Below are 26,534 nucleotides of genomic sequence, written 5' to 3'. Positions count from 1 at the left end.
TTTACCAAAAAATAAAGACACATATAAATCCAGAAATAGCTAAGTAGCTATATAAGTAAAATACTTTCGTTCTTGTTTTTTCGTTCGTTCGAAATAGTACAATAGTCGGTTCAATTAAACCGATTGTCAAACAAAGTAAACCAAGAAGCATACAACCAATTGAAATGGAGTACAGGGCGATTTGTGGTGCTTGAAATGGAATCATCCATTTTAATAAAAATGCAATAAGTGCAGTGTAGCAAATGCTGCCGATGTATTTATTCAACGGTGCATTAGAACGGAACCCTGGAAGTTTTTTCAAGAAGGAGCGGGAAACAACTTCAGTTTGTAAAGATGTGTGCTCTTCAATTATTTTTTGAGCTTCTTTTCCTTTTTGGAAAAGGGATAATATCCAGTTTCGCTCACCTTGAAAAATAAATTGAGAAGTTGTCAAATAATGATCCACCTTCACTTTATTCCAACTTTTCCATGGGTGACGCTCACACAGTTTTAATTTACTCTCTGTTTTTTTATCATACTGATAAATACTGATGCCATCTTCATCGAAAGCAGCATAGTATGTCTCGCTTGAGAATGTGCCTAAATCAATTGGACAGTAGAAAAGTAATTCTTTTTTTAAGTAAAAGTATTCTTTTCTTAAGTTTTTTTTCATTGCTTCTCGAATAGAGTGTCTCTTTTCTTTTTTCATGACATTTCCTCCATAATCCAGAAAATGTTCTTATCTTAACAATTCAACATCTTATCACTTTTCATTATATATGACTAGGGGATTCATAGGGGAAATGCCGAATACTAAAAAATCTGGGGTGTATTGTAAAATATAGTGATTGGTTTTAATTATATAAAATTAATAACTTATTTTTAATAAGTTACACTTTTTTTGTTCACAATACGATTATGTTGTTGTATAATAAAGTGGAAAATAGAATATCGGTCTATCTTCGGGGCAGGGTGAAAATCCCGACCGGCGGTGATGAACTATATGTGATTTTGTTCTAAGCCCGCGAGCCGTTAAGGCAGGATTTGGTGTGATTCCAAAGCCGACAGTATAGTCTGGATGGGAGAAGATGGAGGTTCAAGCGTTCAAAAAAGATATGGATTTGAACGTCTGTTTGATGTGCCTTAAATTCTCCCTTTGTGTAAAACACAAAGGGTTTTTTCGTTCTATGAAAAAGTAGGCATAGCAGAACCTTTCCACTTTCCATGAGAAGATCGATGGAAAAGGAGAGAGAAAGATGAAACAAAAAAACAGTGTAGTGCAGATGGTGAGTGTAGCGATGCTAAGTAGTATTGCATATTTACTGATGATGTTGGATTTCCCGTTTCCAGGGCTTCCGCCATTTTTAAAAATTGATTTTAGTGATGTACCAGCTCTAATTGCAGCAATTATTTTCGGGCCAGTTGCAGGGATAATTGTAGAGGCGATAAAGAATATTTTACATTACGGAATTCAAGGGAGTTTAACGGGAGTGCCAGTTGGAGAAATTGCTAACTTTATTGCAGGATGTTTATTTATTGGACCGGCAGCTTTCTTATTTAGAAAGTATCGTACTGTTAAGAGTTTAACGACAGGATTAATGCTAGGGACAATTACAATGGCGCTCATTATGAGTGTATTAAATTACATCATTATATTCCCAGCTTACACTTGGTTTTTAAATTCACCAGCTATGTCTAGCGAGGCTATAAGAACAACGGTTGTAACGGCAATCTTACCATTTAATTTGATTAAAGGAATTGTTGTGACAATTGTATTTGTAGCGTTATTCTCACGCCTGAAAGTATGGGTGTTTACAAAAATGAAAAATGCATAAAATATAAAATAAAACCATTAGTAGTATGGAACTACTAGTGGTTTTTTATTAAGTAGAATGAAAATAGAAAACAAAAAATATCCCTCATATGAATGAGGGATATTTTTTGAAGTTAATAAAAGACTATTCGAATTTTAAAGAGTCGCCATCGAATGATTCATCAGCAACTTTAATTGAGTCAGTTGGACAACCTTCGAATGCATCCATCATATCTTCAATTAATACATCTGGAATTTCAACGATACCTTGGTTATCGTCTAACGTTACAAATGCAATACCTTCATCATCATAATCATAAATGTCTGGTGCAGCAGCGCCGCAAGCACCACATGCGATACAAGTATCTTTATCAACGATTGTATATTTTGCCATCTTTTTTCCCTCCTGATAATATGTATGTGAAAAGCTCGCCATAAAAATTATAACCTTATTGTAAAACGGTTTTTAAAACTTTTCAACATAAAATTATAATGATAATCCTTATCAATTAGAGTGTCAACTAATTTTTGCATTATGTCATAAGATTTTCAAAATACGTAAATGTTATTTCGTTTGGTACAATATACTATATACAAGTACATAGTGCCGATATGATAAGTTTAATGAGTAAGTGCAATCATACTAAAAAGTAATTAAGCTAGATTGAAAGGTGGAAGCGGTAATGCAACTACAATATACTTTATTGTATTGTTTAAAACAATTGAATGGTGAAAGGACCGTTTCTTCTATTTATTATTTATTAAAAGGAAAACGATCTTCGCAAACGTTACAAGATGGAAACATGTTCCGAATTTCATTTTTGTTTGGAATATATAAATCGTTAAATAGAACAGACTATGATCGTGAAGTTGCAAAGTTGTTGCAAGCAGATTTGATTCGAGAAATACATGAAAATACATATTTGTTAACATCTAAAGGTAAAATGCAGTTACATACATGGGAGGAAGTGTATGCTTTTCCCGCGCATTTACATGGTTTACACTATGGTGAATTAGGTGAAACATTTTGGAAGCGTTTATCATTAATTATTCAAACTATATCTAATTTACAACAGAATAATACGAAATTTATTCCCATTCAACAAGATACAGAAATAATGATGTGGGTAAAACGCTTTTTAACAGGTATACCATATAGGCGAAGTGAATTGGCTAAAAGATTATGGAAAGAAATACATAATCTTTTAGGAAAAGGTGATGTGGTAGAAGCGACGATTGTAACATATAGATTAACAGGATATGAACGTATCGGTTGTACATTGCAGCAATTAGCGGAAATTACGAAACAAGATATATTCCGGGTGTATTTTTTATTTTGGGGTACGATTCACTTCTTTATACAAGAAGTTCACGATAAAGAAAATGAATTTCCGCTATTGGCTGAGATTATCTCTTATCCAAATGAGAGAGCTGAATTATTTAGTTTATCAACGAAAAAAACATATAATTTTTGGAGACAAGGACGCTCTTTAGATGAAATAGCGACAATTAGAAATTTAAAGGTTGCAACGATAGAAGATCATTTTGTTGAAATTGCTTTGCGGGAAAAAGAGTTTTCAATCGAGATGTTTATGGAAAAAGACAAAATAGATAAAGTAACAAAAGTAATTGAGGCATTACAAACACGTAAGTTGCGTGAGTTGAAACAAGCGGTTGGAGAGGGTATCTCTTATTTTGAAGTTCGTCTTGTATTGGCGCGGATGGAGGGTATAAATGAAGCTTGAGGAATATTTATATAGATGGTTTGGATATTCTGAATTTCGTACAGGGCAAAAAGGGGTCATTACAGATTTATTAGAAGGAAAAGATGTTATAGCAATGCTCCCGACTGGAAGAGGGAAGTCTATGTGCTATCAACTTCCAGGGCTAATGCAAGAAGGAACCGTGCTTGTTGTATCACCATTATTATCTTTGATGGAAGATCAAGTTACACAATTAAAGTATGTTGTGAAAAACCGAGTAATAGCACTTAATAGTTTTCGGACATTACATGAAAAAAGAGAAGCGATGAAAAAATTAGCTTCATATAAATTTATTTTTGTTTCACCAGAGATGTTGCAGTCGGAAGTGTTAATAAGAGAATTGAAGAAAGTTCATATTTCATTATTTGTTGTGGATGAGGCTCATTGTATTTCACAATGGGGTTATGATTTTAGGCCAGACTATAAAAAACTAAATGTAGTCATTGAAAATATCGGGTCTCCTACGGTGCTAGCATTAACGGCAACAGCGACAAAAGATGTACTCCGAGATATAGCAGAGAGTTTAGATTTGAAGAAAGTGACGCAGCATGTATACTCTATTGATCGTCCAAATATTGCGATGGAAGTACAATTTGTGGAGACGATAGAAGAGAAGAAAGAAGCGCTTTTGAACCAGGTGATGTATTTACAAGGGCCAGGGATTGTATATTGTTCAAGCAGAGCGTGGACAGAACGTTTAACGGAGTATTTAAGAGGAAAAGGCGTGACTGGTGTCGCTTTTTATCATGGTGGTATGGAACATGAAGAGCGTATGTTAATTCAACAGCAGTTTATGAATGACCAGTTGCAGCTTGTAATATGTACAAGTGCTTTTGGTATGGGAGTAAATAAGTCGAATACGAGCTATATTATTCATTTTCATTATCCGACTAATATAGCTTCCTATTTACAAGAAATCGGAAGAGCTGGAAGAGATGGTGAACCGAGTATAGCTATCTTACTATGTAGTCCGTTAGATCACGATTTACCAATTTCGATAATTGAAGATGAATTGCCAAGTCAGTCGCAAATACAATTTTTATTCTCTTTACTACAAGAAAGAATGTTTCAAACGAAAGAATTACCAATAGAAGAGGTAGAAGAAATTTGTTATAATGCAGCAAAATTTAATGAACAATATTGGCGTTTCATCCGCTATCATCTTGAACAGCTTGGAATCATACAACAGCGAAAATTAAAATTAGAGAGCTTGTCAGATGAAATTATGAACAGATTAATAGCTGAAGTAGAAATAAGGCTACGTAATAAATATAGTGAGCTAGAAAACATGAAATCGTGGATACAAGTGAAAGAATGTAGGCGTGAATATTTGTTACAACAGTTCGGTTATAGAAAAGAGAACGAGTTGAAAAATTGCTGTGACTATTGTGGTATTACAAAAACAGATTATAAAAAAAGACAAGCGCAACAATCGGATTTCGACTATAATTGGGAAACAGAGTTACAAAAGCTTTTCGGTCTAGAAAAGATGGGGGAATGATGAACATTCAAAGGCATAATATTGAAGATATGAGTCCGAAAGAAATAAGGCTGAATCTGTATATCACACAGTTCATTATTATCGGTATCGGTTGTTTACTAGCATATGTATTATTCCGAGATATAAAATCGGTGTATAGTCTGTGGAAGTGGGAACCGGTGTCTATACTTATAATAGGTGGCTTGTTGGCGATTGGTATTGTGTTATTAGATTATGTTGCAATGCGAGTATTTCCAGAGTCTTGGTTTGATGATGGTGGTATTAACGATAAGATGTTTCAAGGAATGTCAGTTATGCACCTACTCGTTATTACGTTCATTATCGGCTTTGCAGAAGAATTTTTATTTAGAGGTGTAGTGCAGACGCACTTTGGAATTGTAATAGCGAGTTTAGTATTTGCAGTGTTACATATTCGGTATATAACAAAGCCATTTTTGTTTTGTTTCGTCTGTTTCATTAGTTTTGTCTTTGGTTATGTGTTTGAATGGACAGGAAATTTGTTTATAACAATCTTTGCACACTTTCTTGTTGATTTTATAATGGGACTCCAATTAAGAAAATAAATGGAAGGTGGTGGTGAACAACATGAGAAAACGAATTCCTGATTTCGAAGAGGAATTAGAAGTTGAGCGAGTGGAAGAAAAAGAAAGTTTACCGCCGCGTAGTGAAATTCATAGAAATAAAGAGAAAAAAGAAAAGTTTAAAATGAATCATATTTTCGTCCGAGTTTTAACATTTCTATTCATATTACTACCAATTAGTATCTTATGGTATACAGATAAATATATTCAGGTGAAAAGTGATGGTAATAACGCTGGGAAAAGTGCGTTTGAGGTCATTTTCTTTGATTCAGCTAAATCTGAGTCTGAGGCAACATCTGAGAAAGTAGTAACGCATACGGTAAAAGAAGGAGAAACTTTAGAAAGTATAGCGAAGCAATATTTTTCAGATGAAACTGGGATTGAAGTGATTAAAAAGTATAATGATTTACAAGAAGATGAAGTGAATGTAGGTCAAGAAATAAAAATTCCGATAAAAGATAAGTCCGCAAAACAGGATAGCTAGTAACATACCTACTATAAAAACTGAGGATTATCTTTATGCGGAAGGGAGTGAAAAATATATGATATGGATTATCTTATTAAGTGCTCTCATATGTATTGGTGTTATATTTCTTCTTGTAATGTATACAGAAGCGATGCGTAATACTGTGTTAGAACATACTTTACTTTTTGAAGAATTTCCGAAAAGTTTTCAAAAAGTAAAGGTGTTTTTTATTTCTGATATTCATAGAAGGGTCATTTCAAGTTCATTAATTGAACAAGTAAAAGGAAAAGTAGACCTTGTAATTATTGGCGGTGATTTAGCGGAAAGAGGCGTCCCTTTATCGAAAATTTCTGCAAATATACAAAAGTTAAGAGCGATAGCTCCTGTATATTTTGTGTGGGGAAATAATGATTATGAGATTGAATATCATGAATTAGATGCTTTGTTATTAGAAAATAATGTGAAAGTTTTAGATAATACAAGAGTTGTATTTGAGTCTGAACTAGGAGAAAAAATTTGTTTGCTCGGTGTAGATGATGTTGGTTTGAAGCGTGATCGTTTAGATTTAGCTTTGGCTGATTGCAAAGAAGATGGTTTTCGCATATTAATTAGCCATAACCCTGATATAATAAATAAAATGTCTGGAAAAGAACAAATTTCACTTGTGTTAAGTGGACATACACATGGAGGACAGATTCGATTATTCCCATCTAAAAAATATTTAAAAGGTGGCGTATATAAGCATTCAAATATGACTCTTTTTGTTAGTAATGGGTATGGAACAACGTTGATTCCACTTCGCTTCCGAGCACCTGCTCAAACACATATTATTACGTTATGCGGAGGGAAATGATGCCAACTCTAAACGGGAAATATAACATAAAAGCTGTTTCGAATATAATTGGAATTCAGCCGAGTACGCTTCGTGCATGGGAAAGACGATATCAAATTATTGCCCCAAAGCGGAATCATGCGGGGCATCGATTATATACAGAAGAGCATATTCAAATTTTGAAATGGTTAATGGACAAGGTTTCTTCCGGCATGATGATTGGACAAGCAGTTCAATTATTAGAAGGGAATCGTTTGCAGAGTAATGTTCAAAAAGAAATACATTACGATAGAGAAGTTGTTTTAGTGGACGATTTACTGCAAGCTTTGTTAAAATTTGATGAAATTACAACTTCTGCATTGTTAAACGAGGCTTTCAGTATTTATGCAACAGAAAAAGTCATAGCAAGTATTGTTCTTCAAGTGTCAAATAAATTGTTAACGTTAAAAAATAATAATGAAGTTACAATGGTGCAATTCCAATATGTCGTATCATTTTTACAAACTCGTCTAGGAATGGTGTATCATAATGCATCATCATTTTCTTCTATACACAAAGTTGTCGTGTTAGAAAATAATATGTTGAAAGGGTTTGTTTTCTCAACGTATTTACGCTTAAAAGGATATGAGGTGATATATATTAGGTCAAGCTTAGCGGAAGATGGTATTTTGTTAGCTGTTGAGCAAATACAACCTACATATGTAGTAGTCTCTTTTGATGAGGAACGAGAACTTAAGAACGCGATGAAGGACATGAATTTGTTGCAAGAAAAAAGTGAGAAACTTTCTGTTGGGTTTATAGGAGAAATAGGTGCTCGAGATCAGTTGAACATTCAAACATGCCTAATTGGTGATACGAAAGAAGAATGGGATGATTGGTTAAAAATGTTAGAATAGTTGTTCGAAAAGAACCATCTATTTTCTATTTCATATAATAAAAATTATATTCATTGGTTACGTAGGGAGGGTATGAGATGAGGCTGGAACGATTAAATTACAATAAGATAAAAATTTTCTTAACATTTGATGATTTATCTGAACGAGGATTAACGAAAGAAGATTTGTGGAGAAATGCACCGAAAGTACAGCAATTATTTCGTGATATGATGCAAGAAGCAAATAAGGAACTAGGGTTTGAAGCGGATGGTCCAATTGCAGTTGAAGTATTTTCTCTACAAGCGCAAGGAATGGTCGTAATTGTAACGAAAGAACATCAAGATGTGGATACAGATGATGAGTTCCGTGACGAGTTTATTGAAATGCAAGTGACTCTAGATGAAAGCGAGCATATACTTTATGAGTTTGCTACACTAGATGACGTAATTAACCTGTCGAATCGTTTATATAACCTTGATGTAACTGGCGGAAAACTATATACGTGGGATGGGCGTTTCTATCTTTGGATGGAAGAAGAGGAGCAGGTTCAATTACTGAAGGCAGATTTTATAGCTATTTTAGCGGAATATGGTAATCCGTCTACAGCAACTATTTATCGTCTAATGGAGTATGGTAAAGAATTAATGGCTTCTCAAGCAATTGAACAAATACACAATTACTTTGTGAAAAAACAAAACCTTAGCTAATATAACAAAGCTAAGGTTTTGTTTTTTATTTGGAGAAACCTAAAATGTTGGTCTGAAAATGTCAAAACGATTAATGGTATAGCGGGAATCATAAATATTTGGGCGCTCTTTACTATACTTAAAAATATCTTCTTAAGTTGTTATATATAAGTAAAATAAAAAATATTTAAATATTTAAGTATTTTACTTTTCTAAAAGCAATAAAAGGACTATAATGATAGTGAAAACGCTTGCAACAGGAAATAGTTTGTATATATTTGTTAGCGTTTTCTATTGCATTCCAAATTTAACGGTGTATACTAGGCAATGAAGGTTTACTAAACAAGTGAAATTACAGGGGGTTTACTTACTATGGTAGCCGAAAAGGGAACTCAAACAAAAACACAACAACAAAGGGAACAACATTTTGAACTATTGAATTCGACACAAATTGTTATTAGTGAAGCATTAGAAAAATTGGGTTATCCAAACGAAGTATATGAATTATTAAAAGAACCAATTCGTATGATGACAGTGAAAATACCAGTTCGTATGGATGACGGGACTGTTAAAATATTTACAGGATATCGTGCACAACATAATGATGCTGTTGGTCCAACGAAAGGTGGAATTCGCTTCCATCCGAATGTAACAGAAAATGAAGTGAAAGCACTTTCAATCTGGATGAGTTTAAAATGTGGTATTGTTGATTTACCATACGGTGGAGGTAAAGGTGGAATTATCTGTGACCCACGTGAAATGTCATTCCGTGAGTTAGAAAGATTAAGCCGCGGTTATGTACGAGCAATTAGCCAAATCGTAGGACCGACGAAAGATATTCCAGCTCCAGATGTATTCACAAACTCTCAAATCATGGCATGGATGATGGATGAATATAGCCGTATTGATGAATTTAATTCACCAGGATTTATTACAGGTAAGCCACTTGTATTAGGTGGATCACATGGACGTGAAACAGCAACGGCGAAAGGTGTAACAATTTGTATTCGCGAAGCTGCAAAAAAACGCGACATTGATATTAAAGGTGCACGCGTTGTTGTTCAAGGATTCGGTAATGCTGGTAGCTTCTTAGCTAAATTTATGCATGATGCAGGCGCGAAAGTTATTGCAATCTCGGATGCTTACGGTGCATTGCATGATCCAAACGGATTAGATATTGATTATTTATTAGACCGTCGTGATAGCTTCGGTACAGTAACAAAACTATTTAATAATACAATTTCAAACAAAGAATTGTTAGAACTTGATTGCGACATTTTAGTTCCAGCTGCAATTGAGAACCAAATTACAGAAGAAAATGCTAATAATATTAAAGCAAAAATCGTTGTTGAAGCTGCAAATGGTCCAACAACATTAGAAGCAACTAAAATTTTAACAGATCGCGGAATTTTACTTGTTCCAGACGTATTAGCAAGTGCTGGCGGTGTAACAGTATCTTACTTTGAGTGGGTACAAAATAACCAAGGTTACTACTGGACTGAAGAAGAAGTAGAACAACGTTTAGAAAAAGTAATGGTAAGATCATTTGATTCTATTTATGAAACAGCACAAGTTCGTAAAGTGAACATGCGCTTAGCTGCGTATATGGTCGGTGTTCGTAAAATGGCTGAAGCAAGTCGCTTCAGAGGTTGGGTATAATATTATATCGTGAGAAAACGTGATTCCTTTCGAGGGAATCACGTTTTTTTGTTGAAGTATTAGTGTGAGGTGTTGTATATGGAAAATGAAATGATGGAACGAGTAGAACAATTAGAAGAAAAGGTTAAGAGGTTAGAGGGAGAACTCTCAAGAACGATGAAAGCCCGAAAAACAAGTAACGTTCGGATGTTCGGAGAAGGACTACTGTTTTTAATATTTGGTGCAGTTGTAGTAGGGCCGATTATCGCTTTTGTAATCTCAATTCTTACTTGGATTGTTGAAAAATAAAATAAAAACAAAAAAGAACGCTTGTTCTACACGAACAAACGTGCTATACTTTCCTTAGATAAACAAAACGGAAATGATTTTAAGGAGAGATAAATGATGAAAATGACAGTAGACCAAAGATTTATGATGCCAGCAGATGTTGTAGAACGAGTGGAAGTATTAAGAAACAAACAAAGTAAGCGCGGCACATTATTACAATCTGTAAATAAATTTTTCGGTTTAGATACGAAAGAAGATTGTGTTTGGTTTTACGGTTTTTATGGAGTTGCTGTAAGTATTTTATTATTTATGGTGTTCACATCAAATATTTTCGATTTTCTCTTCGCGTAAGAAATATGCGATAAGGACATTGCTACCGAATACATATATAAAGAAGTAAGGTAATCTTCTGAAGCGGGAGTTGGTAGTAATGGCGATGTTTCCTATAGAGCGTAACTATATTGGGTATGGAAGTTCACGACCGGGAATTCCTCTTTCTAAAGTAAGGTTTATTGTAAGTCATGATACGGGGAACCCTGGTAGCAATGCGATAGGGAATCGGGATTATTTTAATGAAATACAACCGAAAGCTTCGGCACATACATTTATAGATGATAAAACAATATTGGAAATTGTTCCTATAAATGAAGTTGCCTATCACGTTCGATATGGTGTGCCGACAGATAATGACTTATATGGTTATGATGCTAATAAGGCTGCCATTGGAGTGGAACTTTGTTATGGCGGTGATGTTAACTTTTGGGAAGCGTATACCCGTTTTACGTGGTATCATGCGTATTTATGTCAAAACTTCGGCTTGAATCCGAAGAAAGATATCGTATCACATAAAACACTTGACCCAGCTAGAAAGATTGATCCTGAAAATGTATTAGGGAAACAAGGTATTAAATTTCAGCAGTTTTTAGCAGATGTCTATCGGATGTACGTTTCGTTTAGATGACAAATATATGAAAAATGAATACAATAAAGATAGGTGCCTACTGCTGTAAGTAGGTTTTTTCTTGTTTTTATAAATAGCGTATTGGTAGAAGACTAGGAGTGAGCTGAGTATGCAGAAAGAAACAGCTATCATAATTGGAGGCGGTCCGTGCGGATTAGCAGCAGCAATTTCGTTGCAAAAGGTAGGGATAAATCCGTTAGTAATTGAAAAAGGAAACATTGTAAATGCGATTTATAATTATCCAACTCATCAAACATTTTTCTCTTCTAGTGAAAAATTAGAAATTGGTGATGTAGCTTTTATTACAGAAAATCGTAAGCCAGTTCGAAATCAAGCGCTTGCGTATTATCGTGAAGTAGTAAAGCGTAAATCTGTACGTGTAAATGCTTTTGAGCGAGTGGAGAAAGTACAAAAAGATGGAGAAGTTTTTCATGTTGAGACAACAAAGCGTGACGGAAGTACAGAAATATATATAGCGAAATATGTTGTTGTAGCAACTGGATATTATGACAATCCAAATTATATGAATGTTCCCGGCGAGGAACTGAAGAAAGTAGCTCACTATTTTAAAGAGGGACATCCTTATTTTGATCGAGATGTAGTAGTTATAGGTGGGAAAAACTCGAGTATAGATGCCGCGTTAGAACTTGTTAAAACCGGTGCGCGTGTAACGGTTTTATATCGCGGAAGTGAGTATTCACCAAGCATTAAGCCGTGGATTTTGCCGGAGTTTGAGGCGTTAGTACGAAGCGGCACAATTCAAATGCATTTCAGGGCTCACGTGAAAGAAATTACTGAGCATACATTAACGTTTACAGTCGATGATGAGGCATATACAATCCAAAATGATTTTGTATTTGCGATGACTGGTTACCATCCTGATCATAGTTTCTTAACGAAGATGGGTGTTCGGATTGATGTAGAAACAGGACGTCCGATTTATGCAGAGGATACAATGGAAACGAACGCTGAAAATATTTTCATTGCAGGTGTAATTGCTGCTGGAAATAATGCGAATGAAATATTTATTGAGAACGGTCGATTTCATGGGGATGCGATTGCGCAAACCATTGCGTCAAGGGAAATATAAAAAGAAGCTGTCGAAATAAACTTCGACAGCTTCTTTTTAATTGTGCATAAACATATTTTGGATTGTTTCATGAGAATTTGTATTCTCTAATGCAACTAATAATTTAATACGTGCTTTTTGAGCATTTAAACCGTATGTGAATACAATACCCATATCTTTTAATTGTTTGCCGCCACCTTCATATGAATATACATCTTGCACGATGCCATTGAAACAGCGAGAAACTAATACGACAGGGATTCCTTTGTCGATTAATCGTTCTAGACTAGGAAGTGTTCTTGGAGGTAAATTACCTTGTCCAAGTGCTTCAATAACAATCCCGTCTACTGGAAGGTTTTCAATTGCTGCTAACAATGTATCGTCCATACCAGCGTATGCTTTTAGAACAACTACGTTTTTAGAAACCTTATTTACTGAATATGTTTCATGGTGTACTAAAGCGTGATGGAATACAACGCCGCGCTTTGTTACCATACCAATTGGTCCATACTGTGGACTCTGGAATGTTGCCACGTTACTTGTATGTGTTTTCGTTACATTTGTAGCGCAATGGATTTCGTCGTTTAATACGACTAAAACACCTTTTTCAGCAGCTTCACTACAGCTAGCTACTTTTACAGCCGATAAGAAGTTATATAGACCATCAGCACCTAATTCATTACTAGAACGCATTGCACCTGTTACAACGATTGGAATAGTTGCTTGCACTGTTAAATCTAAGAAATAGGCTGTTTCTTCTAATGTATCCGTACCATGCGTAATGACTACGCCATGAATGTTGTCTTGTTTTACTTTTTCATCAATGATGACTTGTAATTGTAACATTTCGCTCGGTGTCATATGAGGAGATGGTAGATGGAACACGTCTTCAACGATTAAATCAACATCGCCTTCTAAATCAGGAATAAATTTTAAAAGAGGATTTTTTTCACCTGGCTGTACGACCCCAGTTTCTTTATCTTCCTCCATTGCAATTGTTCCACCTGTGTGTAAAACTAGGATTCTTTTCAATGCTTATACCCCTTTCAAGTTGAAAAATACATTTAGAACATAACATGTTTTGAGTAAATTCGACAATGGAAATGTATAAAAGTATGCCTCGAAAATGACAATAAAGTTAGCTGCTATATATACGATGTATAAAATCACGAAACGAAATGTGTAAATGTAGGATAGGAGGGGGCAATTACATTGAAAAAGATGGAGAAAATTTTTATTCGTATATTAGTAATACAATTCATTTGTCTTTCTGTTGTGCAATTGTTATTTATACATAAGTCATCAGTGAAATATTTATCTAAAATTGTTTATTATGAAGGTGTCATGGTAAAAAACAAAGCAGAAATCTTACAGGTGAATAGGTAGTTTTCATTTTCTTCTATGAAGGATTATGCTACAATAATTGAGGATTTAATGACGTGAAGCAAATGAGAAGAAGCAGGAGAATACCTGCTTTTCGTTTTGTTTTATAAGTGAAAAAATGAGGTGTTACAATGGATAAACGAATTTCAATTGCTATAGATGGTCCAGCAGCTGCTGGAAAAAGTACGGTTGCAAAAGTTGTGGCAAAGAAACTTTCTTACGTTTATATTGATACAGGCGCAATGTACCGCACGATTACATATGCAGCCCTTGAACAAAAAGTGGACATTGAAAATGAAGAGAAGTTAATGGAAGTTGTAAAGAATGTAAATATTGAGTTTCAGCAAGGAGAAAATACACAACTTGTATTTTTAAATGGACAAGATGTTTCTGAAGTAATTCGTACACCTGAGGTGACGAATCGAGTATCTATTGTGGCGAAACATCGCCTTGTTCGTGAAGAAATGGTACGTCGTCAACAAGAGTTAGCGGAAAAAGGCGGCGTTGTAATGGATGGCCGTGATATTGGTACACATGTGTTACCAGATGCTGAAGTGAAGATCTTTATGCTTGCTTCTGTTGAAGAAAGAGCAGAAAGAAGACATTTAGAAAATATAAATAAAGGTTTCGATTCTAATTTAGAGCAGTTAAAAAAAGAAATTGCTCAGCGTGATAAATTAGATTCAGAACGCGAGGTTTCTCCTCTAAAGAAAGCTGATGATGCATTGGAATTAGATACAACTTCTTTATCAATTGAAGAAGTTGTCCAAAAAATTATGAGTATTGTTTCAGGAGTGTTTGCGAAATAAAGAAAGGGGATAACCTCTTTCTTTTTTTGTTTATATAGAAATGTAAAGGATGCGTGAATTGTGAGTCTCTTTCCTTGACAAATGCTCGGATTTGTAAGAAGTTAGTAAAAGAAGGATAAAACTTTCAGAATATATTCGCTATTATATTTCAAAACATACTTTCTTCAAGATGATTTTGCTGTATACTATTTATATAGGTTTAATATATTTTCTAGTGAAATGTATGAAAACTGAGTATGTGATGATAAATTCTTAAACATGCAAATGAAAACATATGTTTTCATTTCGTATATACATAAAAAATGCTTTGTCAATTCTGTAGGGAGGTATTTCCATGGTAGAGAAAATGAATGAAGAAGTTATGGATTCAAAAGAATTACAAGTTGGTGACGTTGTTACAGGTTCTGTAACGAAAGTTGAAGAGAAACAAGTGCTTGTAAATGTTGGATACAAAACAGATGGCGTAATTCCAATTAGTGAATTAGCTAACGTTCATATTGAAAAAGCAAGCGATGTTGTAGAATTAGATCAAATACTAGAATTAAAAATTATTAAATTAGAAGAAGATGATCTTGTCTTATCTAAACGTGCTGTTGATGCAGAAAAAGCATGGGTAGAATTACAAGATAAATTTACTTCTGGTCATGTGTTTGATGTTACTGTAAAAGATATCGTGAATGGTGGATTAGTTGTGGACCTTGGTGTTCGTGGTTTTATCCCAGCTTCACTTGTAGAAGTACATTATGTAGAAGATTTTACTGACTATAAAGGCAAAACATTAGCCGTGAAAATTGTTGAATTAGACCGCGAAAAAAATCGTGTAATCCTTTCGCATAAAGCAGTAGTAGAATTAGAACTAGATTCTAAGAAAAAAGAAGCGATTTCTTCATTAAAAGAAGGAGACGTTGTTGAAGGAACAGTGCAACGATTAACGGATTTTGGTGCTTTCGTTAACGTTGGTGGTGTGGACGGTTTAGTTCATATTTCACAAATTTCACACGAACGTGTAGAGCAACCTTCTGAAGTATTAGAGCAAGGTCAAAAGGTAAAGGTAAAGGTATTATCTGTTGATGCTGATACACAACGTATTTCTTTATCAATTAAAGCAGCTCAGCCAGGACCTTGGGAGAATGTTGCTGGCGAAATAAAAGCTGGAGATATTCGTGAGGGAGTAGTAAAACGTCTTGTTACATTCGGTGCATTCGTTGAAATTTTACCTGGCGTTGAAGGTCTTGTGCATGTATCTCAAATTGCAAATCGTCACGTGAAAAATCCAAATGAAGTATTGGAAATGGGACAAGAAGTAAAAGTGAAAGTGCTTGAAGTCCATGTTGCAGAGAAACGTATTTCTTTAAGTATAAAAGAAACGCTTGAGGAAAATAATGTAATTGAGGATTACAGTCAGTATGAACCAAATGCTGATTCTGCTACTTTCCAATTAAGTGATATTATTGGTGAACAACTGAAAAAATTAAAGAAATAAAGAGGGGTACAAGTGGTAAGGGCAAAACGTAAATTAGATCATATTGAATACGCTCTTTCTACTGGTCAGTCTCGTACGCATGGATTTCATGATATTGATTTTGTGCATCAAGGATTGCCAAATTCAAGTTATGACACAATAACATGTGAAACAAAAATCGGCGAACTTTCACTAAGTTCGCCGATTTTTATCAATGCGATGACTGGTGGTGGGGGAGAGAAAACGTTACATATTAATGAGCAATTAGCATATGTAGCGAAACATCATAATCTTGCTATGGCTGTAGGGTCGCAAATGGCGGCGTTAAAAGATGAAAGTGAGGCTGCTTCTTATACGATTATCAGAAAGGTAAATCCAAATGGTATTTTCTTTGCTAATTTAGGTAGTGAGGCAACTATCGAACAAGCAGAGCGTGCCGTTGATATGATTGAAGCGAATGCATTGCAAATTCATTTAAATGTCATACAAGAGTTAACGATGCCAGAAGGAGACCGTGACTTTACTGGTGTACTTCAGCGCATTGAGAAAATTGTATTAAATAGTAAAGTTCCTGTCATTGTGAAAGAAGTTGGATTTGGGATGAGTAAGGAAACAATACAACAGCTAGCGAGCATAGGTGTAACGGCAATTGATATTGGTGGACAAGGTGGTACAAATTTTGCTGCTGTTGAAAATGAAAGAAGACAGCGAATGCTTTCTTATTTTAATAACTGGGGCATACAAACAGCAACCTCGATTATTGAAGCAACCTCTACAAATAATAACCTCTCTTTTATTGCATCTGGGGGTATACAAACAGCGCTTGACGTAGCGAAAGCAATCGCATTAGGGGCGAATACAACTGCGTTTGCTGGATACTTTTTACGTATTTTAATGCAAGATGGTATCGAGAAGTTAGTGGATGAAATTGATCTTTTACATACAGATTTGAAATTTATTATGACAGCTCTTGGTGCAAAGACGATAGAAGAGTTACAGGCTGTACCTCTTGTTGTAAAGGGCGAAACGTATCATTGGTTAACGCAGCGTGGTGTTGATACGACGCATTATAGTAGAAGATAAAAAAATCAACCGTTTGGTTGATTTTTTTGTTTTTTTGTTCGTTTTAGCAATATAAAGTGAGGAATGGAATTGATATTCTATCAAAATAAAATTATTCCTATATAAACACTATCTTGTGCAAGTTGCGACTGAAAAAGAGGCTGGAAAATGTAGATAGTTTGCTACTGAATTATTGGGGAGGGTTTAATTTCGCGAAGGAAAAATAGGTGGAGATAAAAATAAACCATAGAAAAATTCGGATGTTAAATGTTATTTTGATATAAGTAAAAATCATTAAAATAATTATGTAAAAGACGGTTTCGTACAATATCGAAACCGTCTTTTTGTGTTCATTAGTGCTGATTTTGTTTTCGGGCTTGCTCTGGTGTATCCAGTCCAGTTGCACCCGGATATTGTAGTGATTGGTCACGATCAGATTCAACGCGTCGTGATTCTCTTAGTTTTCGTTCTTGACGATCTTTACCCATAATGAATAGCACCTCCTTATTAAAAGTGTTGCTGTTATATGAAAAAACTATGCGCGAAGAAAGTGGATTAACTTTCATAAAAAGTTCCCATAATGGAAAACATAGGAGGTGAAATGATGGAAGGGAGTACTTTTTATTTTTTAGCTTGGATAGGGTGGATTGTTGTAACTTTTTTTATGAAAAAGGACTCTATGCGGTGGAAGATAAGCGTTTGTATATTGATTTTTATTATTTGCTCTCCGTTACATGTAACGATTGCTTCATTCACGGTATCAGTAAATGCACTTTTGCTTTGTATTGTTGCTTTTATAGGAAGCGCACTATATTCTATTTGGAAAAAATTATATAGCTTACTTTCGGCACTTATTATTGCAATGTTATATACAAGTTTTCATTTGTTAGAAGTATATGATCCGATTTGGATTGTGGTGGACAGGTTGTTTTTGGTAAGTGGTGCTCTTGTGTATGCATCGGTTTTATTGCATGAGGATCGCATATTACGATTATGTTCTCTTTATATAGGAATGTTACAGGGGGAATTGTTAGTGACACTTATTTTTCGAAAACTACATTTCCCTTATGATTACGGAAGTTTAGCGTTTTTTGATATCGTCGCCGTTACTACATTTTTCATGGCAATTTTGTTTTGGATTGCAAAAGCATCAGTATACATGGAACAGTTCAAGAGGAAATCACGTAAAAGAAAGGCGAGGGTAATACATGACTGAATATACACCGGCCATTTTATGCGGAGTAATAGCGGGGACAGTAACGAGAGTGCTAATGCTCCGGACAGATACGCGTCAATATCCGACGAGGCTCCACGGGAAAATTATTCACGTTGCGATGGGGTTAATTGCAGCGGCTTTAGGAGCGATTGCAATTCCGTCAATTTTGAAAAAAGATTTTTCTGCTATTACATTTCTTACATTAGCAGCAACACAGTTTCGTGATGTGCGTAATATGGAAAGAAATACCCTTCAACAATTAGATGGATATGAGCTCGTACCGCGTGGAAATACATATATTGAAGGGATTGCATTAGTTTTTGAAAGTCGAAACTATTTGGCGATGTTAACGTCGTTTGCAACGACGTTTGCGTATATAGGATTCCATTCATGGATTGCTGGAGTAATTATGGCTATAATCGCATTTATTATCGCGAAAAAATTAATGTCTGGCAGAAGGTTACATGATCTTGTTGATATCGAGCATGTTCCACTTCGTTTTGAAGGAGCGGGGCTGTATATTGATAATATTTACATTATGAATATTGGATTACCAGCAAGGCAAGAGGAAATTATGAAATATGGAATGGGCTTTATTTTAAGGCCGAAAACAATTGATGCGATGGTGACAATCTCAAACTTAGGACAACGACAAGCTATTTTACATGATGTTTCTGTTGCTTTAGGGATTTATAGAGATTCTGGTACGCCAGCGCTTGTGCCGCTAGCAAAGCGTGATTTAGAAGATGGTAGGGTTGGGATTTTTGTCTTGCCACAAGATCAAGATGCAGAGAAAGCGATAGGTGTCATAGGGAATGTGCCGACGTTAGAAAGTGCTGTTCATATGTCATCGGAAGCCCCGAAAGGAAGGGGAGATAAAAGATGATGTTAGAAAGTGTAATTCTCGCGGTTATTACAACAACGCCGGAGAAATTTGCTGGTGGTGCCCCTTTGTTTACTTGTGAATCGACAGATGAGTTAGAATTTGTTGCAAATAATTTAGAGGCAATTTTAGATGGTATTGCGCATCGCTTACAAGAGAATGTATATATTATTGTGAAACATTAGTAACGTGTGGTATAATGTGAGGTGTTTTGATACGCTTAGAAATATTCTGGAATGCAAATCCCTTCTTGCACAAAGAAGGGTTTTTTACATAATAAACAGAAGCAAGTTGAAAGGATGAAAGTATATGCCGAAACCAGTAATAGCAATAGTAGGCCGCCCGAACGTAGGAAAATCTACTATTTTCAATAGAATTGTTGGAGAAAGAGTTTCAATCGTAGAAGATATACCAGGTATAACGCGAGACCGTATTTATAGTGCTGGAGAATGGTTAAATCATGAATTTAACATTATTGATACAGGTGGAATTGATATTGGAGACGAGCCGTTCTTGACACAAATTCGTCAACAAGCGGAAGTAGCGATTGATGAAGCAGATGTTATCATTTTTATGACGAATGGTCGCGATGGTGTAACTGCAGCAGATGAAGAAGTTGCTAAAATTTTATATCGTTCTAAAAAACCAATTGTACTTGCGGTAAATAAGGTTGATAATCCAGAAATGCGTAGTGATATTTATGATTTTTATGCATTAGGATTTGGCGAGCCATTCCCGATTTCAGGTACACACGGTTTAGGACTTGGTGATTTGTTAGATGAAGCTGCAAATCATTTTCCAAAGATTGAAGAAGAAGCGTATGATGATGAAACAATCCGTTTCTCTTTAATTGGACGTCCAAATGTAGGGAAATCATCACTTGTAAATGCACTTCTTGGTCAAGAACGTGTAATTGTAAGTAATATAGCGGGAACGACACGTGATGCTGTTGATACACCATATAGTAAAGATGGTCAAGATTATGTAATCATCGATACAGCTGGTATGCGTAAAAAAGGGAAAGTATACGAAAGCACAGAAAAGTATAGTGTACTTCGTGCACTTAGAGCGATTGAACGTTCTGACGTTGTTTTAGTCGTTTTAGACGGAGAAGAAGGAATTATTGAACAGGATAAAAAAATTGCTGGATATGCTCATGATTCAGGACGTGCTGTTATTATCGTCGTAAACAAATGGGATGCAGTGAAAAAAGATGAAAAAACAATGAAAGCATTTGAAGAAAACATCCGTGCTCATTTCCAATTTTTAGAGTACGCGCCGATTGTATTCTTATCTGCGAAAACGAAAAAACGTACACAAACATTATTACCAGTTATTAATGAAGTAAATGAAAGCCATAGTATCCGTATTCAAACGAACGTATTAAATGATGTAATTATGGATGCGGTAGCGATGAATCCAACACCAACTCATAATGGTAGCCGTCTGAAAATCTTCTATGCGACACAGGTTGCGGTAAAACCACCTACATTTGTTATATTTGTAAACGATACAGAATTAATGCACTTTTCATATGAGCGCTTCTTAAAGAATCGTTTACGTGAAGCGTTCGGTTTTGTAGGAACGCCGATTCACATTATCGCTAGAGCAAGAGACTAATGGAGAGGATGTGATTTTATGACAAAAATCACAGTAGTTGGAGCAGGTAGCTGGGGAACAGCGTTAGCGATGGTATTAGCTGACAATGGACATGATGTACGTATTTGGGGAAATCGTTCTGAACTTATGGATGAGATTAATACAACACATGAGAATAGTCGATACCTTCCAGGAATTACATTGCCAAGCACAATCGCAGCCTACTCTTCTTTAGAAGAAGCATTAGTAGATGTAAATGTAGTACTTCTTGTAGTACCAACGAAAGCGTATAGAGAGGTATTACAAGATATGAAGAAATATGTAGCAGGTCCGACTACTTGGATTCATGCAAGTAAAGGGATTGAACCTGGTACATCAAAACGTATTTCGGAAGTGATTGAGGAAGAAATTCCAGAGGACTTGATTAAAGATGTTGTTGTACTATCTGGACCGAGTCATGCTGAAGAAGTTGGTTTACGTCAAGCGACAACTGTTACGTCTGCAGCAAAGCGTATGGAAGCGGCTGAGGAAGTACAAGATTTGTTTATGAATAGTTACTTCCGTGTATACACAAATCCAGATATCGTTGGAGTTGAGCTTGGTGGTGCGTTAAAAAATATTATCGCATTAGCTGCTGGGATAACTGATGGACTTGGATTAGGTGATAATGCGAAAGCGGCATTAATGACACGTGGTTTAACGGAGATTGCTCGTTTAGGAAGAAAAATGGGCGGAAATCCATTAACGTTTGCTGGTCTAACTGGTATGGGAGACTTAATTGTAACTTGTACAAGTGTTCATAGCCGAAATTGGCGCGCTGGAAATATGCTTGGAAAAGGACACTCTTTAGAAGAGGTGTTAGAAAGCATGGGTATGGTTGTAGAAGGTGTAAGAACAACGAAAGCTGCTCACGAATTAGCAGAGAAAATGGAAGTTGAAATGCCGATTACAGCTGCTTTATATGACGTGCTATTCAATGGGAATAATGTGAAAGATGCAGTAGGCTCATTAATGGGACGTGTTCGAAAACATGAAGTGGAAGCTATACCTGACTTACTTTAAAGAAAAGCGACAGAAGTACATTTGTACTTCTGTCGCTTTTTATTTTTATGGGTCTTTTCACCATTTTTTTAATTTTGCATAGGATGAAGAGTAACTTGAGGAGAGGGTGAAAAGAATGGATAATAACATTTTTAATAACATTGAAAAAGAAGCGAAAGTGAATAAAGAAGATATTTTTAAATTAGCATCATCTGTACAGAATGCGAATTTACGTGATGAAACTGTGCTTCGTCAATTGATTCATCAAGTGGCTCTTATGGCAGGACGTGAAGTGCCGAAAGAACAAGAGGATCAAATTGTAAAAGCGATTATTAACAATAATATGCCCGCTGATTTTGGTTCGTTAAGCAAAATGTTTAAAAAATAAGATATAAGAAACAAAGAGTTTGTAGATTGCATATGATAGTCATGAAAGTATGGGAATAGAGCTGTTTTGGGCATATTTGGTCAACCGAAGCGAGAGATACACTCGCTTCGGTTTTATTTTTATTTAGATTAGTGGAAGATGCGAAAAAACCTGTTGATTAAAGTTATATATTCTTAATTTGTAGTAAAATGTTCTTTTTGTATTTGTTTAAAGATTTTAATTTGTTAAAATAGTATAAAAATAGATTAATAAAAAGGGGTGTGTATATGTCAGAAGGGCTCATAAAAATGTGGTTTGCTTTAGGAGCAATTGGATTTATGTTTTTTGCAGTAAGTTTTATTTTACTAAGTAGATACAAAATAAAGAATAAATTTTTGAAAGGGATTACAGCGTTAGTAGCGTACACCCTTATGATTGTGTCAGGAATTGTTATTTTTCTTGTTGTATTTAGTGGACCTGTACAGCAGTAAAGGGAATGGTCTCGAAAATGCTACATACGGAGCAAGTTATATTAGTATGAAAAGGTGATTGCTAGTGAAAAAAGTCCATATTATTTTAATATTTTGTTGTATGAGCCTTTTAACAGGATGTCTGTATCCGAAAGAAAATATGAAACAAAATGCCGTTCCTTATGAAGATCAGATACAGGTTGTTCAAAAAGCTGTAGTGACATTTAAGGGGCAAAATGAGGGGATATTGCCAATTAAGACGCGGGATATGAGTACGCCTATTTATCAAAAGTATCCAATCGATTTTCAAAAGATTGCTCCGCGTTACATACAGGAAGCGCCAGGAAATGCGTATGAAAGCGGAGGAGTATACCAATACGTATTAATAGACGTTGAAACAAACCCGACAGTAAAGTTAATTGATGTTAGGATGGCTGAACAAATCCAGGAATTATCATTAAAGCTTAGGATGTATCGGGATGAACATCAATATCCGCCTTTTAAAAAGGTAATTTCAGATGGTGTATATGAATTAGATTTCAAAAAACTAGGATATAAAGATGTGCCGCAAGTGACAAGTCCGTATTCTGGTAAAGGGCTTCCTTTTGTAATCAATGAAAAGGGAGAAATTTATGTTGATTATCGAATCGACTTATATGAAGCGTTGAAAAAAAATGAAGGGCAATTTAAGGAAGGGGAAGATATTCGGAATATACTTTCGAAAGATTCTCCATTTGTACCTGCGTATTCTTTACCGTATACGGTAAAGAATGGAGAACCAATTTTTTTAAAATCATAAGTCATGAACCTTTCTTTTAGTGAATAAGTTCTAGAAGAAAGGTTTTTTATGTTACACAACTTGCGATGCAAACAAAAGGTATTTTTTAATAGTCATATGAAATTGGACAAAATTATATGATATATTGTCCGAACTTCTAGAATACCATTATATTATATCAGATATTATAGGCAACGTTAGAGAAGGTATTAGTTGACTATAAATGTGGAATTATTCCCAAAAATATTGAGGGAGGGAATCACTTGGAAAAGGTAGATATTTTTAAAGATATTGCGGAACGCACAGGCGGTGATATTTATTTTGGAGTTGTAGGAGCTGTTCGAACAGGGAAATCAACATTTATTAAAAAATTTATGGAACTTGTAGTTATTCCTAATATTGAGAATGAGTCTGACCGTCAAAGGGCGCAGGATGAACTGCCTCAAAGTGCTGCTGGTCGTACAATCATGACGACGGAACCGAAGTTTGTTCCAAACCAAGCGGTTTCTATCGAAGTAGATGAAGGTCTTGAAGTGAATATTCGATTGGTAGATTGCGTTGGATATACGGTTCCAGGAGCAAAAGGCTATGAAGATGAGAATGGCCCGCGCATGATTAATACTCCTTGGTATGAAGAACCTATTCCATTCCATGAAGCTGCAGAAATCGGAACACGTAAAGTAATTCAAGAACATTCCACAATTGGTGTTGTAATTACAACAGATGGAACGATTGGTGAAATTCCAAGAAGAGATTATATAGAGGCAGAAGAACGCGTAGTAAATGAGTTAAAAGAAGTCGGAAAACCTTTCATTATGATCATTAACACTGTACAGCCGTATCATCCAGATACAGAGCAATTGCGCCAAAGTTTATCTGAAGAATATGATATCCCAGTCATTGCGATGAGTGTAGAAAGTTTAAGGGAAACAGATGTGTACAATGTGCTTCGAGAGGCTTTATTTGAGTTCCCGGTTTTAGAAGTGAATGTTAACCTTCCGAGCTGGGTGATGGTGTTAAATGAAGGGCATTGGTTGCGCCAAAGTTATCAAGAAGCTGTTCAAGAGACTGTGAAGGATATAAAACGTCTTCGTGATGTGGACCGTGTCGTTTGGCAGTTTAGTCAGTATGAATTTATTGATCGAGCGAGCTTAGCTGGCATTGATATGGGGCAAGGTGTAGCAGAGATTGATTTATATGCACCAGATGAATTATATGATCAAATTTTAAAAGAAGTAGTAGGAGTAGAAATTCGAGGGAAAGATCATTTATTAAAGCTTATGCTCGATTTATCTCATGCGAAAATAGAATACGATCAAGTGGCGGATGCCCTGCGTATGGTAAAGCAAACAGGATATGGTGTAGCAGCGCCTGCGTTAGCTGACATGAGCTTAGATGAGCCAGAAATTATTCGTCACGGTTCAAGGTTTGGTGTGAAACTAAAAGCTGTAGCTCCGTCTATTCATATGATTAAAGTAGATGTGGAGTCAACGTTTGAGCCAATTATTGGTACTGAAAAGCAAAGTGAAGAATTAGTTCGTTATTTAATGCAGGATTTTGAAGATGACCCATTATCAATTTGGAATTCTGATATATTCGGACGTTCGCTTAGCTCTATTGTTCGAGAAGGCATTCAAGCGAAACTATCTTTAATGCCAGAAAATGCAAGATATAAATTAAAAGAAACGCTAGAAAGAATTATTAATGAAGGATCTGGCGGATTAATTGCGATTATATTATAAGAAAAAATCCCTCTCATCGTAGAGGGATTTTTTTTTTGATTTTCGCGTATAGAATAGCAAAATAAACAGTCATTATCTAATATATTGTTGTAAATTGTCAAGTTTCATCAGATTTTCACATTTTAAGAGTAACAATTTCCTTAAAAATATTGAATTATAAAGGAGAATCGTATAATATAGGCGTTGATAATGATTTATCTACATCTTTGTAGTATAGAATTTGTAAAAATTGCCTACAAATGAAAGTAAGACTCATTTTATGATCATTATACAGTCTTATCTTTGGGAGGAGGTGAATGGCATGAACAAGACAGATTTAATCAATGCTGTTGCAGAAGCAAGTTCCCTTTCTAAAAAGGACGCAACAAAAGCAGTAGACGCTGTTTTTGATTCTATCTTAGAAGCTTTAAAACAAGGTGATAAAGTACAACTGATCGGATTCGGTAACTTCGAAGTTCGTGAGCGTGCGGCTCGTAAAGGTCGTAACCCACAAACAGGTGAGGAGATTGAAATCGCTGCAAGTAAAGTACCTGCATTCAAACCTGGTAAAGCGTTAAAAGATGCGGTTAAATAATCCTTACATATTAACAGGGAAGAAGAGTTTCCTTTTTGGGAACTCTTCTTTTTGCTTTTAAAAACATAAATATGCTAGAATGTGTTCGTATCACTTTTAGGTTTTCGGGAGGGCTAGCGGATGGCAAAAGTTAATTTAGAACAAATTGAACATGCAGTACGCCTTATTTTAGAGGCAATCGGAGATGACCCAAATCGTGAGGGAGTACTTGATACACCAAAGCGTGTGGCAAAAATGTACGCAGAAGTGTTCGCGGGTATGCATGAAGATCCGAAAGAACATTTGCATAAAGTGTTCGGAGAAGATCACGAGGAGCTTGTACTAGTAAAAGATATACCGTTTTATTCGATGTGTGAGCATCATTTAGTTCCATTCTATGGAGTTGCTCACGTTGCATATATTCCGCAAGGCGGAAAAGTGACAGGGTTAAGTAAATTAGCTCGAACTGTAGATACAATTGCACGTCGTCCACAACTGCAAGAACGTATTACATCAACAGTAGCGAACTCTATTATGGAAGTACTAGAACCGCATGGTGTAATGGTAGTAGTAGAAGCGGAACATATGTGCATGACGATGCGTGGTGTGAAAAAGCCGGGCGCGAAAACTGTAACAACAGCAGTACGTGGTGTGTTAGAAAATGATGCAGCGGCACGTAGTGAAATTTTATCTTTTATTAAAACAAAGTAAAGAAAA

Annotated in this window: 32 protein-coding genes and 1 riboswitch; of the genes, 28 read left to right on the top strand and 4 right to left on the bottom strand. The window is 35.5% G+C overall.

Features of this window, described 5'->3' with window-relative positions:
• Position 1 precedes the first annotated feature (1 nt).
• A complete protein-coding gene (locus JDS99_RS08495) occupies positions 2–688 on the bottom strand; it encodes a hypothetical protein (RefSeq protein WP_000711800.1) in 687 nt (228 codons plus the stop codon).
• Positions 689–933: 245 nt separating this feature from the next.
• Positions 934–1,073: riboswitch (FMN riboswitch) on the top strand.
• A gap of 162 nt (positions 1,074–1,235) precedes the next feature.
• Between JDS99_RS08495 and JDS99_RS08490 the strand changes: the two genes are divergently transcribed.
• The gene (locus JDS99_RS08490; RefSeq protein WP_098857585.1) at positions 1,236–1,814 is read left to right on the top strand and encodes an ECF transporter S component; all 579 of its coding nucleotides are present in this window, start codon (positions 1,236–1,238) and stop codon (positions 1,812–1,814) included.
• A gap of 123 nt (positions 1,815–1,937) precedes the next feature.
• On the opposite strand, the gene JDS99_RS08485 is transcribed toward JDS99_RS08490, so the two are convergent.
• Positions 1,938–2,186 (bottom strand): ferredoxin, encoded by a 249-nt coding sequence (locus JDS99_RS08485; RefSeq protein ID WP_001151994.1) that lies wholly within the window; start codon positions 2,184–2,186, stop codon positions 1,938–1,940.
• A gap of 289 nt (positions 2,187–2,475) precedes the next feature.
• On the opposite strand from JDS99_RS08485, the gene JDS99_RS08480 reads away from it, so the two are divergent.
• The 12 genes from JDS99_RS08480 to JDS99_RS08425 all read left to right on the top strand — a co-directional run bounded on the left by JDS99_RS08480 (position 2,476) and on the right by JDS99_RS08425 (position 12,473).
• Positions 2,476–3,537 (top strand): YpbB family protein, encoded by a 1,062-nt coding sequence (locus JDS99_RS08480; RefSeq protein WP_048561351.1) that lies wholly within the window; start codon positions 2,476–2,478, stop codon positions 3,535–3,537.
• Positions 3,527–5,056: a RecQ family ATP-dependent DNA helicase gene (locus tag JDS99_RS08475; protein WP_199694925.1), complete on the top strand. Its 1,530-nt coding sequence runs from the start codon at positions 3,527–3,529 to the stop codon at positions 5,054–5,056. Before JDS99_RS08480 ends, JDS99_RS08475 begins: the two co-directional genes overlap by 11 nt.
• Positions 5,056–5,619, top strand: a complete 564-nt coding sequence (locus JDS99_RS08470) for a CPBP family intramembrane glutamic endopeptidase (RefSeq protein ID WP_001025770.1) — start codon at positions 5,056–5,058, stop codon at positions 5,617–5,619. The genes JDS99_RS08475 and JDS99_RS08470 overlap by 1 nt, the downstream gene beginning before the upstream one ends.
• 22 nt (positions 5,620–5,641) lie before the next feature.
• On the top strand, positions 5,642–6,121 hold the full coding sequence (locus tag JDS99_RS08465) for a LysM peptidoglycan-binding domain-containing protein (RefSeq protein WP_001231546.1): 480 nt from the start codon (positions 5,642–5,644) through the stop codon (positions 6,119–6,121).
• A gap of 58 nt (positions 6,122–6,179) precedes the next feature.
• A complete protein-coding gene (locus JDS99_RS08460; RefSeq protein ID WP_199694924.1) occupies positions 6,180–6,956 on the top strand; it encodes a metallophosphoesterase in 777 nt (258 codons plus the stop codon).
• The gene (locus JDS99_RS08455; protein ID WP_141555624.1) at positions 6,956–7,831 is read left to right on the top strand and encodes a MerR family transcriptional regulator; all 876 of its coding nucleotides are present in this window, start codon (positions 6,956–6,958) and stop codon (positions 7,829–7,831) included. The genes JDS99_RS08460 and JDS99_RS08455 overlap by 1 nt, the downstream gene beginning before the upstream one ends.
• A 77-nt stretch (positions 7,832–7,908) precedes the next feature.
• Positions 7,909–8,517 (top strand): genetic competence negative regulator, encoded by a 609-nt coding sequence (locus JDS99_RS08450; RefSeq protein ID WP_001235391.1) that lies wholly within the window; start codon positions 7,909–7,911, stop codon positions 8,515–8,517.
• Positions 8,518–8,868: 351 nt separating this feature from the next.
• Positions 8,869–10,155, top strand: coding sequence for an NAD-specific glutamate dehydrogenase (gudB, locus tag JDS99_RS08445; RefSeq protein ID WP_000225171.1), 1,287 nt, complete (start codon positions 8,869–8,871; stop codon positions 10,153–10,155).
• Between the two features lie 78 nt (positions 10,156–10,233).
• Entirely contained in the window at positions 10,234–10,443 is a 210-nt protein-coding gene (locus JDS99_RS08440) for a hypothetical protein (RefSeq protein WP_000426773.1), read from the top strand.
• 93 nt (positions 10,444–10,536) lie between these two features.
• Positions 10,537–10,773, top strand: a complete 237-nt coding sequence (locus JDS99_RS08435) for a DUF3961 domain-containing protein (protein ID WP_001983018.1) — start codon at positions 10,537–10,539, stop codon at positions 10,771–10,773.
• A 79-nt stretch (positions 10,774–10,852) separates the two neighbouring features.
• On the top strand, positions 10,853–11,383 hold the full coding sequence (locus JDS99_RS08430; protein WP_001240648.1) for a peptidoglycan recognition protein family protein: 531 nt from the start codon (positions 10,853–10,855) through the stop codon (positions 11,381–11,383).
• A gap of 109 nt (positions 11,384–11,492) precedes the next feature.
• Positions 11,493–12,473, top strand: coding sequence for a YpdA family putative bacillithiol disulfide reductase (locus JDS99_RS08425; RefSeq protein WP_088608749.1), 981 nt, complete (start codon positions 11,493–11,495; stop codon positions 12,471–12,473).
• Between the two features lie 36 nt (positions 12,474–12,509).
• Here JDS99_RS08425 and ansA read toward each other — a convergent pair whose 3' ends face one another.
• Complete coding sequence (gene ansA, locus JDS99_RS08420) at positions 12,510–13,484, bottom strand: asparaginase (RefSeq protein WP_087985537.1); 975 nt, start codon at positions 13,482–13,484, stop codon at positions 12,510–12,512.
• 180 nt (positions 13,485–13,664) lie between these two features.
• Here ansA and JDS99_RS08415 point away from each other — a divergent pair, with 180 nt between their 5' ends.
• From JDS99_RS08415 to JDS99_RS08400, 4 genes are all read left to right on the top strand, one after another.
• Positions 13,665–13,838 (top strand): YpfB family protein, encoded by a 174-nt coding sequence (locus tag JDS99_RS08415; RefSeq protein ID WP_000738047.1) that lies wholly within the window; start codon positions 13,665–13,667, stop codon positions 13,836–13,838.
• Between the two features lie 128 nt (positions 13,839–13,966).
• A complete protein-coding gene (cmk, locus tag JDS99_RS08410; RefSeq protein ID WP_000361262.1) occupies positions 13,967–14,644 on the top strand; it encodes a (d)CMP kinase in 678 nt (225 codons plus the stop codon).
• Between the two features lie 334 nt (positions 14,645–14,978).
• On the top strand, positions 14,979–16,127 hold the full coding sequence (rpsA, locus tag JDS99_RS08405) for a 30S ribosomal protein S1 (protein ID WP_087985538.1): 1,149 nt from the start codon (positions 14,979–14,981) through the stop codon (positions 16,125–16,127).
• Between the two features lie 12 nt (positions 16,128–16,139).
• Positions 16,140–17,189 carry a type 2 isopentenyl-diphosphate Delta-isomerase gene (locus JDS99_RS08400; protein ID WP_199694923.1) on the top strand — a complete coding sequence of 350 codons (1,050 nt, stop codon included), beginning with the start codon at positions 16,140–16,142 and terminating at the stop codon, positions 17,187–17,189.
• A gap of 332 nt (positions 17,190–17,521) precedes the next feature.
• Here JDS99_RS08400 and JDS99_RS08395 read toward each other — a convergent pair whose 3' ends face one another.
• The gene (locus JDS99_RS08395; RefSeq protein WP_000513900.1) at positions 17,522–17,656 is read right to left on the bottom strand and encodes a YpzI family protein; all 135 of its coding nucleotides are present in this window, start codon (positions 17,654–17,656) and stop codon (positions 17,522–17,524) included.
• Between the two features lie 116 nt (positions 17,657–17,772).
• Between JDS99_RS08395 and JDS99_RS08390 the strand changes: the two genes are divergently transcribed.
• The 11 genes from JDS99_RS08390 to folE all read left to right on the top strand — a co-directional run bounded on the left by JDS99_RS08390 (position 17,773) and on the right by folE (position 26,528).
• The gene (locus JDS99_RS08390) at positions 17,773–18,384 is read left to right on the top strand and encodes a YphA family membrane protein (RefSeq protein WP_199694929.1); all 612 of its coding nucleotides are present in this window, start codon (positions 17,773–17,775) and stop codon (positions 18,382–18,384) included.
• Positions 18,377–19,270, top strand: coding sequence for a YIEGIA family protein (locus tag JDS99_RS08385; protein ID WP_000141603.1), 894 nt, complete (start codon positions 18,377–18,379; stop codon positions 19,268–19,270). Before JDS99_RS08390 ends, JDS99_RS08385 begins: the two co-directional genes overlap by 8 nt.
• Complete coding sequence (locus JDS99_RS08380) at positions 19,267–19,452, top strand: capping complex subunit for YIEGIA (protein ID WP_000979052.1); 186 nt, start codon at positions 19,267–19,269, stop codon at positions 19,450–19,452. Before JDS99_RS08385 ends, JDS99_RS08380 begins: the two co-directional genes overlap by 4 nt.
• 124 nt (positions 19,453–19,576) lie before the next feature.
• Entirely contained in the window at positions 19,577–20,887 is a 1,311-nt protein-coding gene (gene der / locus JDS99_RS08375) for a ribosome biogenesis GTPase Der (RefSeq protein WP_001125888.1), read from the top strand.
• Between the two features lie 18 nt (positions 20,888–20,905).
• Positions 20,906–21,928: an NAD(P)H-dependent glycerol-3-phosphate dehydrogenase gene (locus tag JDS99_RS08370; RefSeq protein ID WP_088062692.1), complete on the top strand. Its 1,023-nt coding sequence runs from the start codon at positions 20,906–20,908 to the stop codon at positions 21,926–21,928.
• A gap of 115 nt (positions 21,929–22,043) precedes the next feature.
• Positions 22,044–22,295 carry a stage VI sporulation protein F gene (locus JDS99_RS08365; RefSeq protein ID WP_000369753.1) on the top strand — a complete coding sequence of 84 codons (252 nt, stop codon included), beginning with the start codon at positions 22,044–22,046 and terminating at the stop codon, positions 22,293–22,295.
• A gap of 266 nt (positions 22,296–22,561) precedes the next feature.
• A complete protein-coding gene (locus tag JDS99_RS08360) occupies positions 22,562–22,765 on the top strand; it encodes a DUF2768 domain-containing protein (protein ID WP_001288995.1) in 204 nt (67 codons plus the stop codon).
• Between the two features lie 64 nt (positions 22,766–22,829).
• Positions 22,830–23,543, top strand: coding sequence for a hypothetical protein (locus tag JDS99_RS08355; protein ID WP_199694922.1), 714 nt, complete (start codon positions 22,830–22,832; stop codon positions 23,541–23,543).
• Positions 23,544–23,785: 242 nt separating this feature from the next.
• Positions 23,786–25,264 carry a stage IV sporulation protein A gene (gene spoIVA / locus JDS99_RS08350; RefSeq protein ID WP_000416519.1) on the top strand — a complete coding sequence of 493 codons (1,479 nt, stop codon included), beginning with the start codon at positions 23,786–23,788 and terminating at the stop codon, positions 25,262–25,264.
• 301 nt (positions 25,265–25,565) lie between these two features.
• The gene (locus JDS99_RS08345; RefSeq protein ID WP_001043860.1) at positions 25,566–25,838 is read left to right on the top strand and encodes an HU family DNA-binding protein; all 273 of its coding nucleotides are present in this window, start codon (positions 25,566–25,568) and stop codon (positions 25,836–25,838) included.
• Between the two features lie 120 nt (positions 25,839–25,958).
• Positions 25,959–26,528: a GTP cyclohydrolase I FolE gene (folE, locus tag JDS99_RS08340; RefSeq protein WP_001151478.1), complete on the top strand. Its 570-nt coding sequence runs from the start codon at positions 25,959–25,961 to the stop codon at positions 26,526–26,528.
• The last annotated feature ends 6 nt before the right edge of the window (positions 26,529–26,534 follow it).

The organism is Bacillus cereus group sp. N6, from assembly GCF_016483705.1.
GTDB lineage: Bacteria > Bacillota > Bacilli > Bacillales > Bacillaceae_G > Bacillus_A > Bacillus_A wiedmannii.
Note: the sequence above shows the minus strand (reverse complement) of the source record. Positions and strands in the feature narration are given on the sequence as shown.

Bases quoted from the DNA above. Each gene is read 5' to 3' on its own strand.
- JDS99_RS08495 (WP_000711800.1), bottom strand. From the start codon at position 688: ATGAAAAAAGAAAAGAGACACTCTATTCGAGAAGCAATGAAAAAAAAC.
- JDS99_RS08490 (WP_098857585.1), top strand. From the start codon at position 1,236: ATGAAACAAAAAAACAGTGTAGTGCAGATGGTGAGTGTAGCGATGCTA.
- JDS99_RS08485 (WP_001151994.1), bottom strand. From the start codon at position 2,186: ATGGCAAAATATACAATCGTTGATAAAGATACTTGTATCGCATGTGGT.
- JDS99_RS08480 (WP_048561351.1), top strand. From the start codon at position 2,476: ATGCAACTACAATATACTTTATTGTATTGTTTAAAACAATTGAATGGT.
- JDS99_RS08475 (WP_199694925.1), top strand. From the start codon at position 3,527: ATGAAGCTTGAGGAATATTTATATAGATGGTTTGGATATTCTGAATTT.
- JDS99_RS08470 (WP_001025770.1), top strand. From the start codon at position 5,056: ATGAACATTCAAAGGCATAATATTGAAGATATGAGTCCGAAAGAAATA.
- JDS99_RS08465 (WP_001231546.1), top strand. From the start codon at position 5,642: ATGAGAAAACGAATTCCTGATTTCGAAGAGGAATTAGAAGTTGAGCGA.
- JDS99_RS08460 (WP_199694924.1), top strand. From the start codon at position 6,180: ATGATATGGATTATCTTATTAAGTGCTCTCATATGTATTGGTGTTATA.
- JDS99_RS08455 (WP_141555624.1), top strand. From the start codon at position 6,956: ATGCCAACTCTAAACGGGAAATATAACATAAAAGCTGTTTCGAATATA.
- JDS99_RS08450 (WP_001235391.1), top strand. From the start codon at position 7,909: ATGAGGCTGGAACGATTAAATTACAATAAGATAAAAATTTTCTTAACA.
- gudB (WP_000225171.1), top strand. From the start codon at position 8,869: ATGGTAGCCGAAAAGGGAACTCAAACAAAAACACAACAACAAAGGGAA.
- JDS99_RS08440 (WP_000426773.1), top strand. From the start codon at position 10,234: ATGGAAAATGAAATGATGGAACGAGTAGAACAATTAGAAGAAAAGGTT.
- JDS99_RS08435 (WP_001983018.1), top strand. From the start codon at position 10,537: ATGATGAAAATGACAGTAGACCAAAGATTTATGATGCCAGCAGATGTT.
- JDS99_RS08430 (WP_001240648.1), top strand. From the start codon at position 10,853: ATGGCGATGTTTCCTATAGAGCGTAACTATATTGGGTATGGAAGTTCA.
- JDS99_RS08425 (WP_088608749.1), top strand. From the start codon at position 11,493: ATGCAGAAAGAAACAGCTATCATAATTGGAGGCGGTCCGTGCGGATTA.
- cmk (WP_000361262.1), top strand. From the start codon at position 13,967: ATGGATAAACGAATTTCAATTGCTATAGATGGTCCAGCAGCTGCTGGA.
- rpsA (WP_087985538.1), top strand. From the start codon at position 14,979: ATGGTAGAGAAAATGAATGAAGAAGTTATGGATTCAAAAGAATTACAA.
- JDS99_RS08395 (WP_000513900.1), bottom strand. From the start codon at position 17,656: ATGGGTAAAGATCGTCAAGAACGAAAACTAAGAGAATCACGACGCGTT.
- JDS99_RS08390 (WP_199694929.1), top strand. From the start codon at position 17,773: ATGGAAGGGAGTACTTTTTATTTTTTAGCTTGGATAGGGTGGATTGTT.
- JDS99_RS08385 (WP_000141603.1), top strand. From the start codon at position 18,377: ATGACTGAATATACACCGGCCATTTTATGCGGAGTAATAGCGGGGACA.
- JDS99_RS08380 (WP_000979052.1), top strand. From the start codon at position 19,267: ATGATGTTAGAAAGTGTAATTCTCGCGGTTATTACAACAACGCCGGAG.
- der (WP_001125888.1), top strand. From the start codon at position 19,577: ATGCCGAAACCAGTAATAGCAATAGTAGGCCGCCCGAACGTAGGAAAA.
- JDS99_RS08370 (WP_088062692.1), top strand. From the start codon at position 20,906: ATGACAAAAATCACAGTAGTTGGAGCAGGTAGCTGGGGAACAGCGTTA.
- JDS99_RS08365 (WP_000369753.1), top strand. From the start codon at position 22,044: ATGGATAATAACATTTTTAATAACATTGAAAAAGAAGCGAAAGTGAAT.
- JDS99_RS08360 (WP_001288995.1), top strand. From the start codon at position 22,562: ATGTCAGAAGGGCTCATAAAAATGTGGTTTGCTTTAGGAGCAATTGGA.
- JDS99_RS08345 (WP_001043860.1), top strand. From the start codon at position 25,566: ATGAACAAGACAGATTTAATCAATGCTGTTGCAGAAGCAAGTTCCCTT.
- folE (WP_001151478.1), top strand. From the start codon at position 25,959: ATGGCAAAAGTTAATTTAGAACAAATTGAACATGCAGTACGCCTTATT.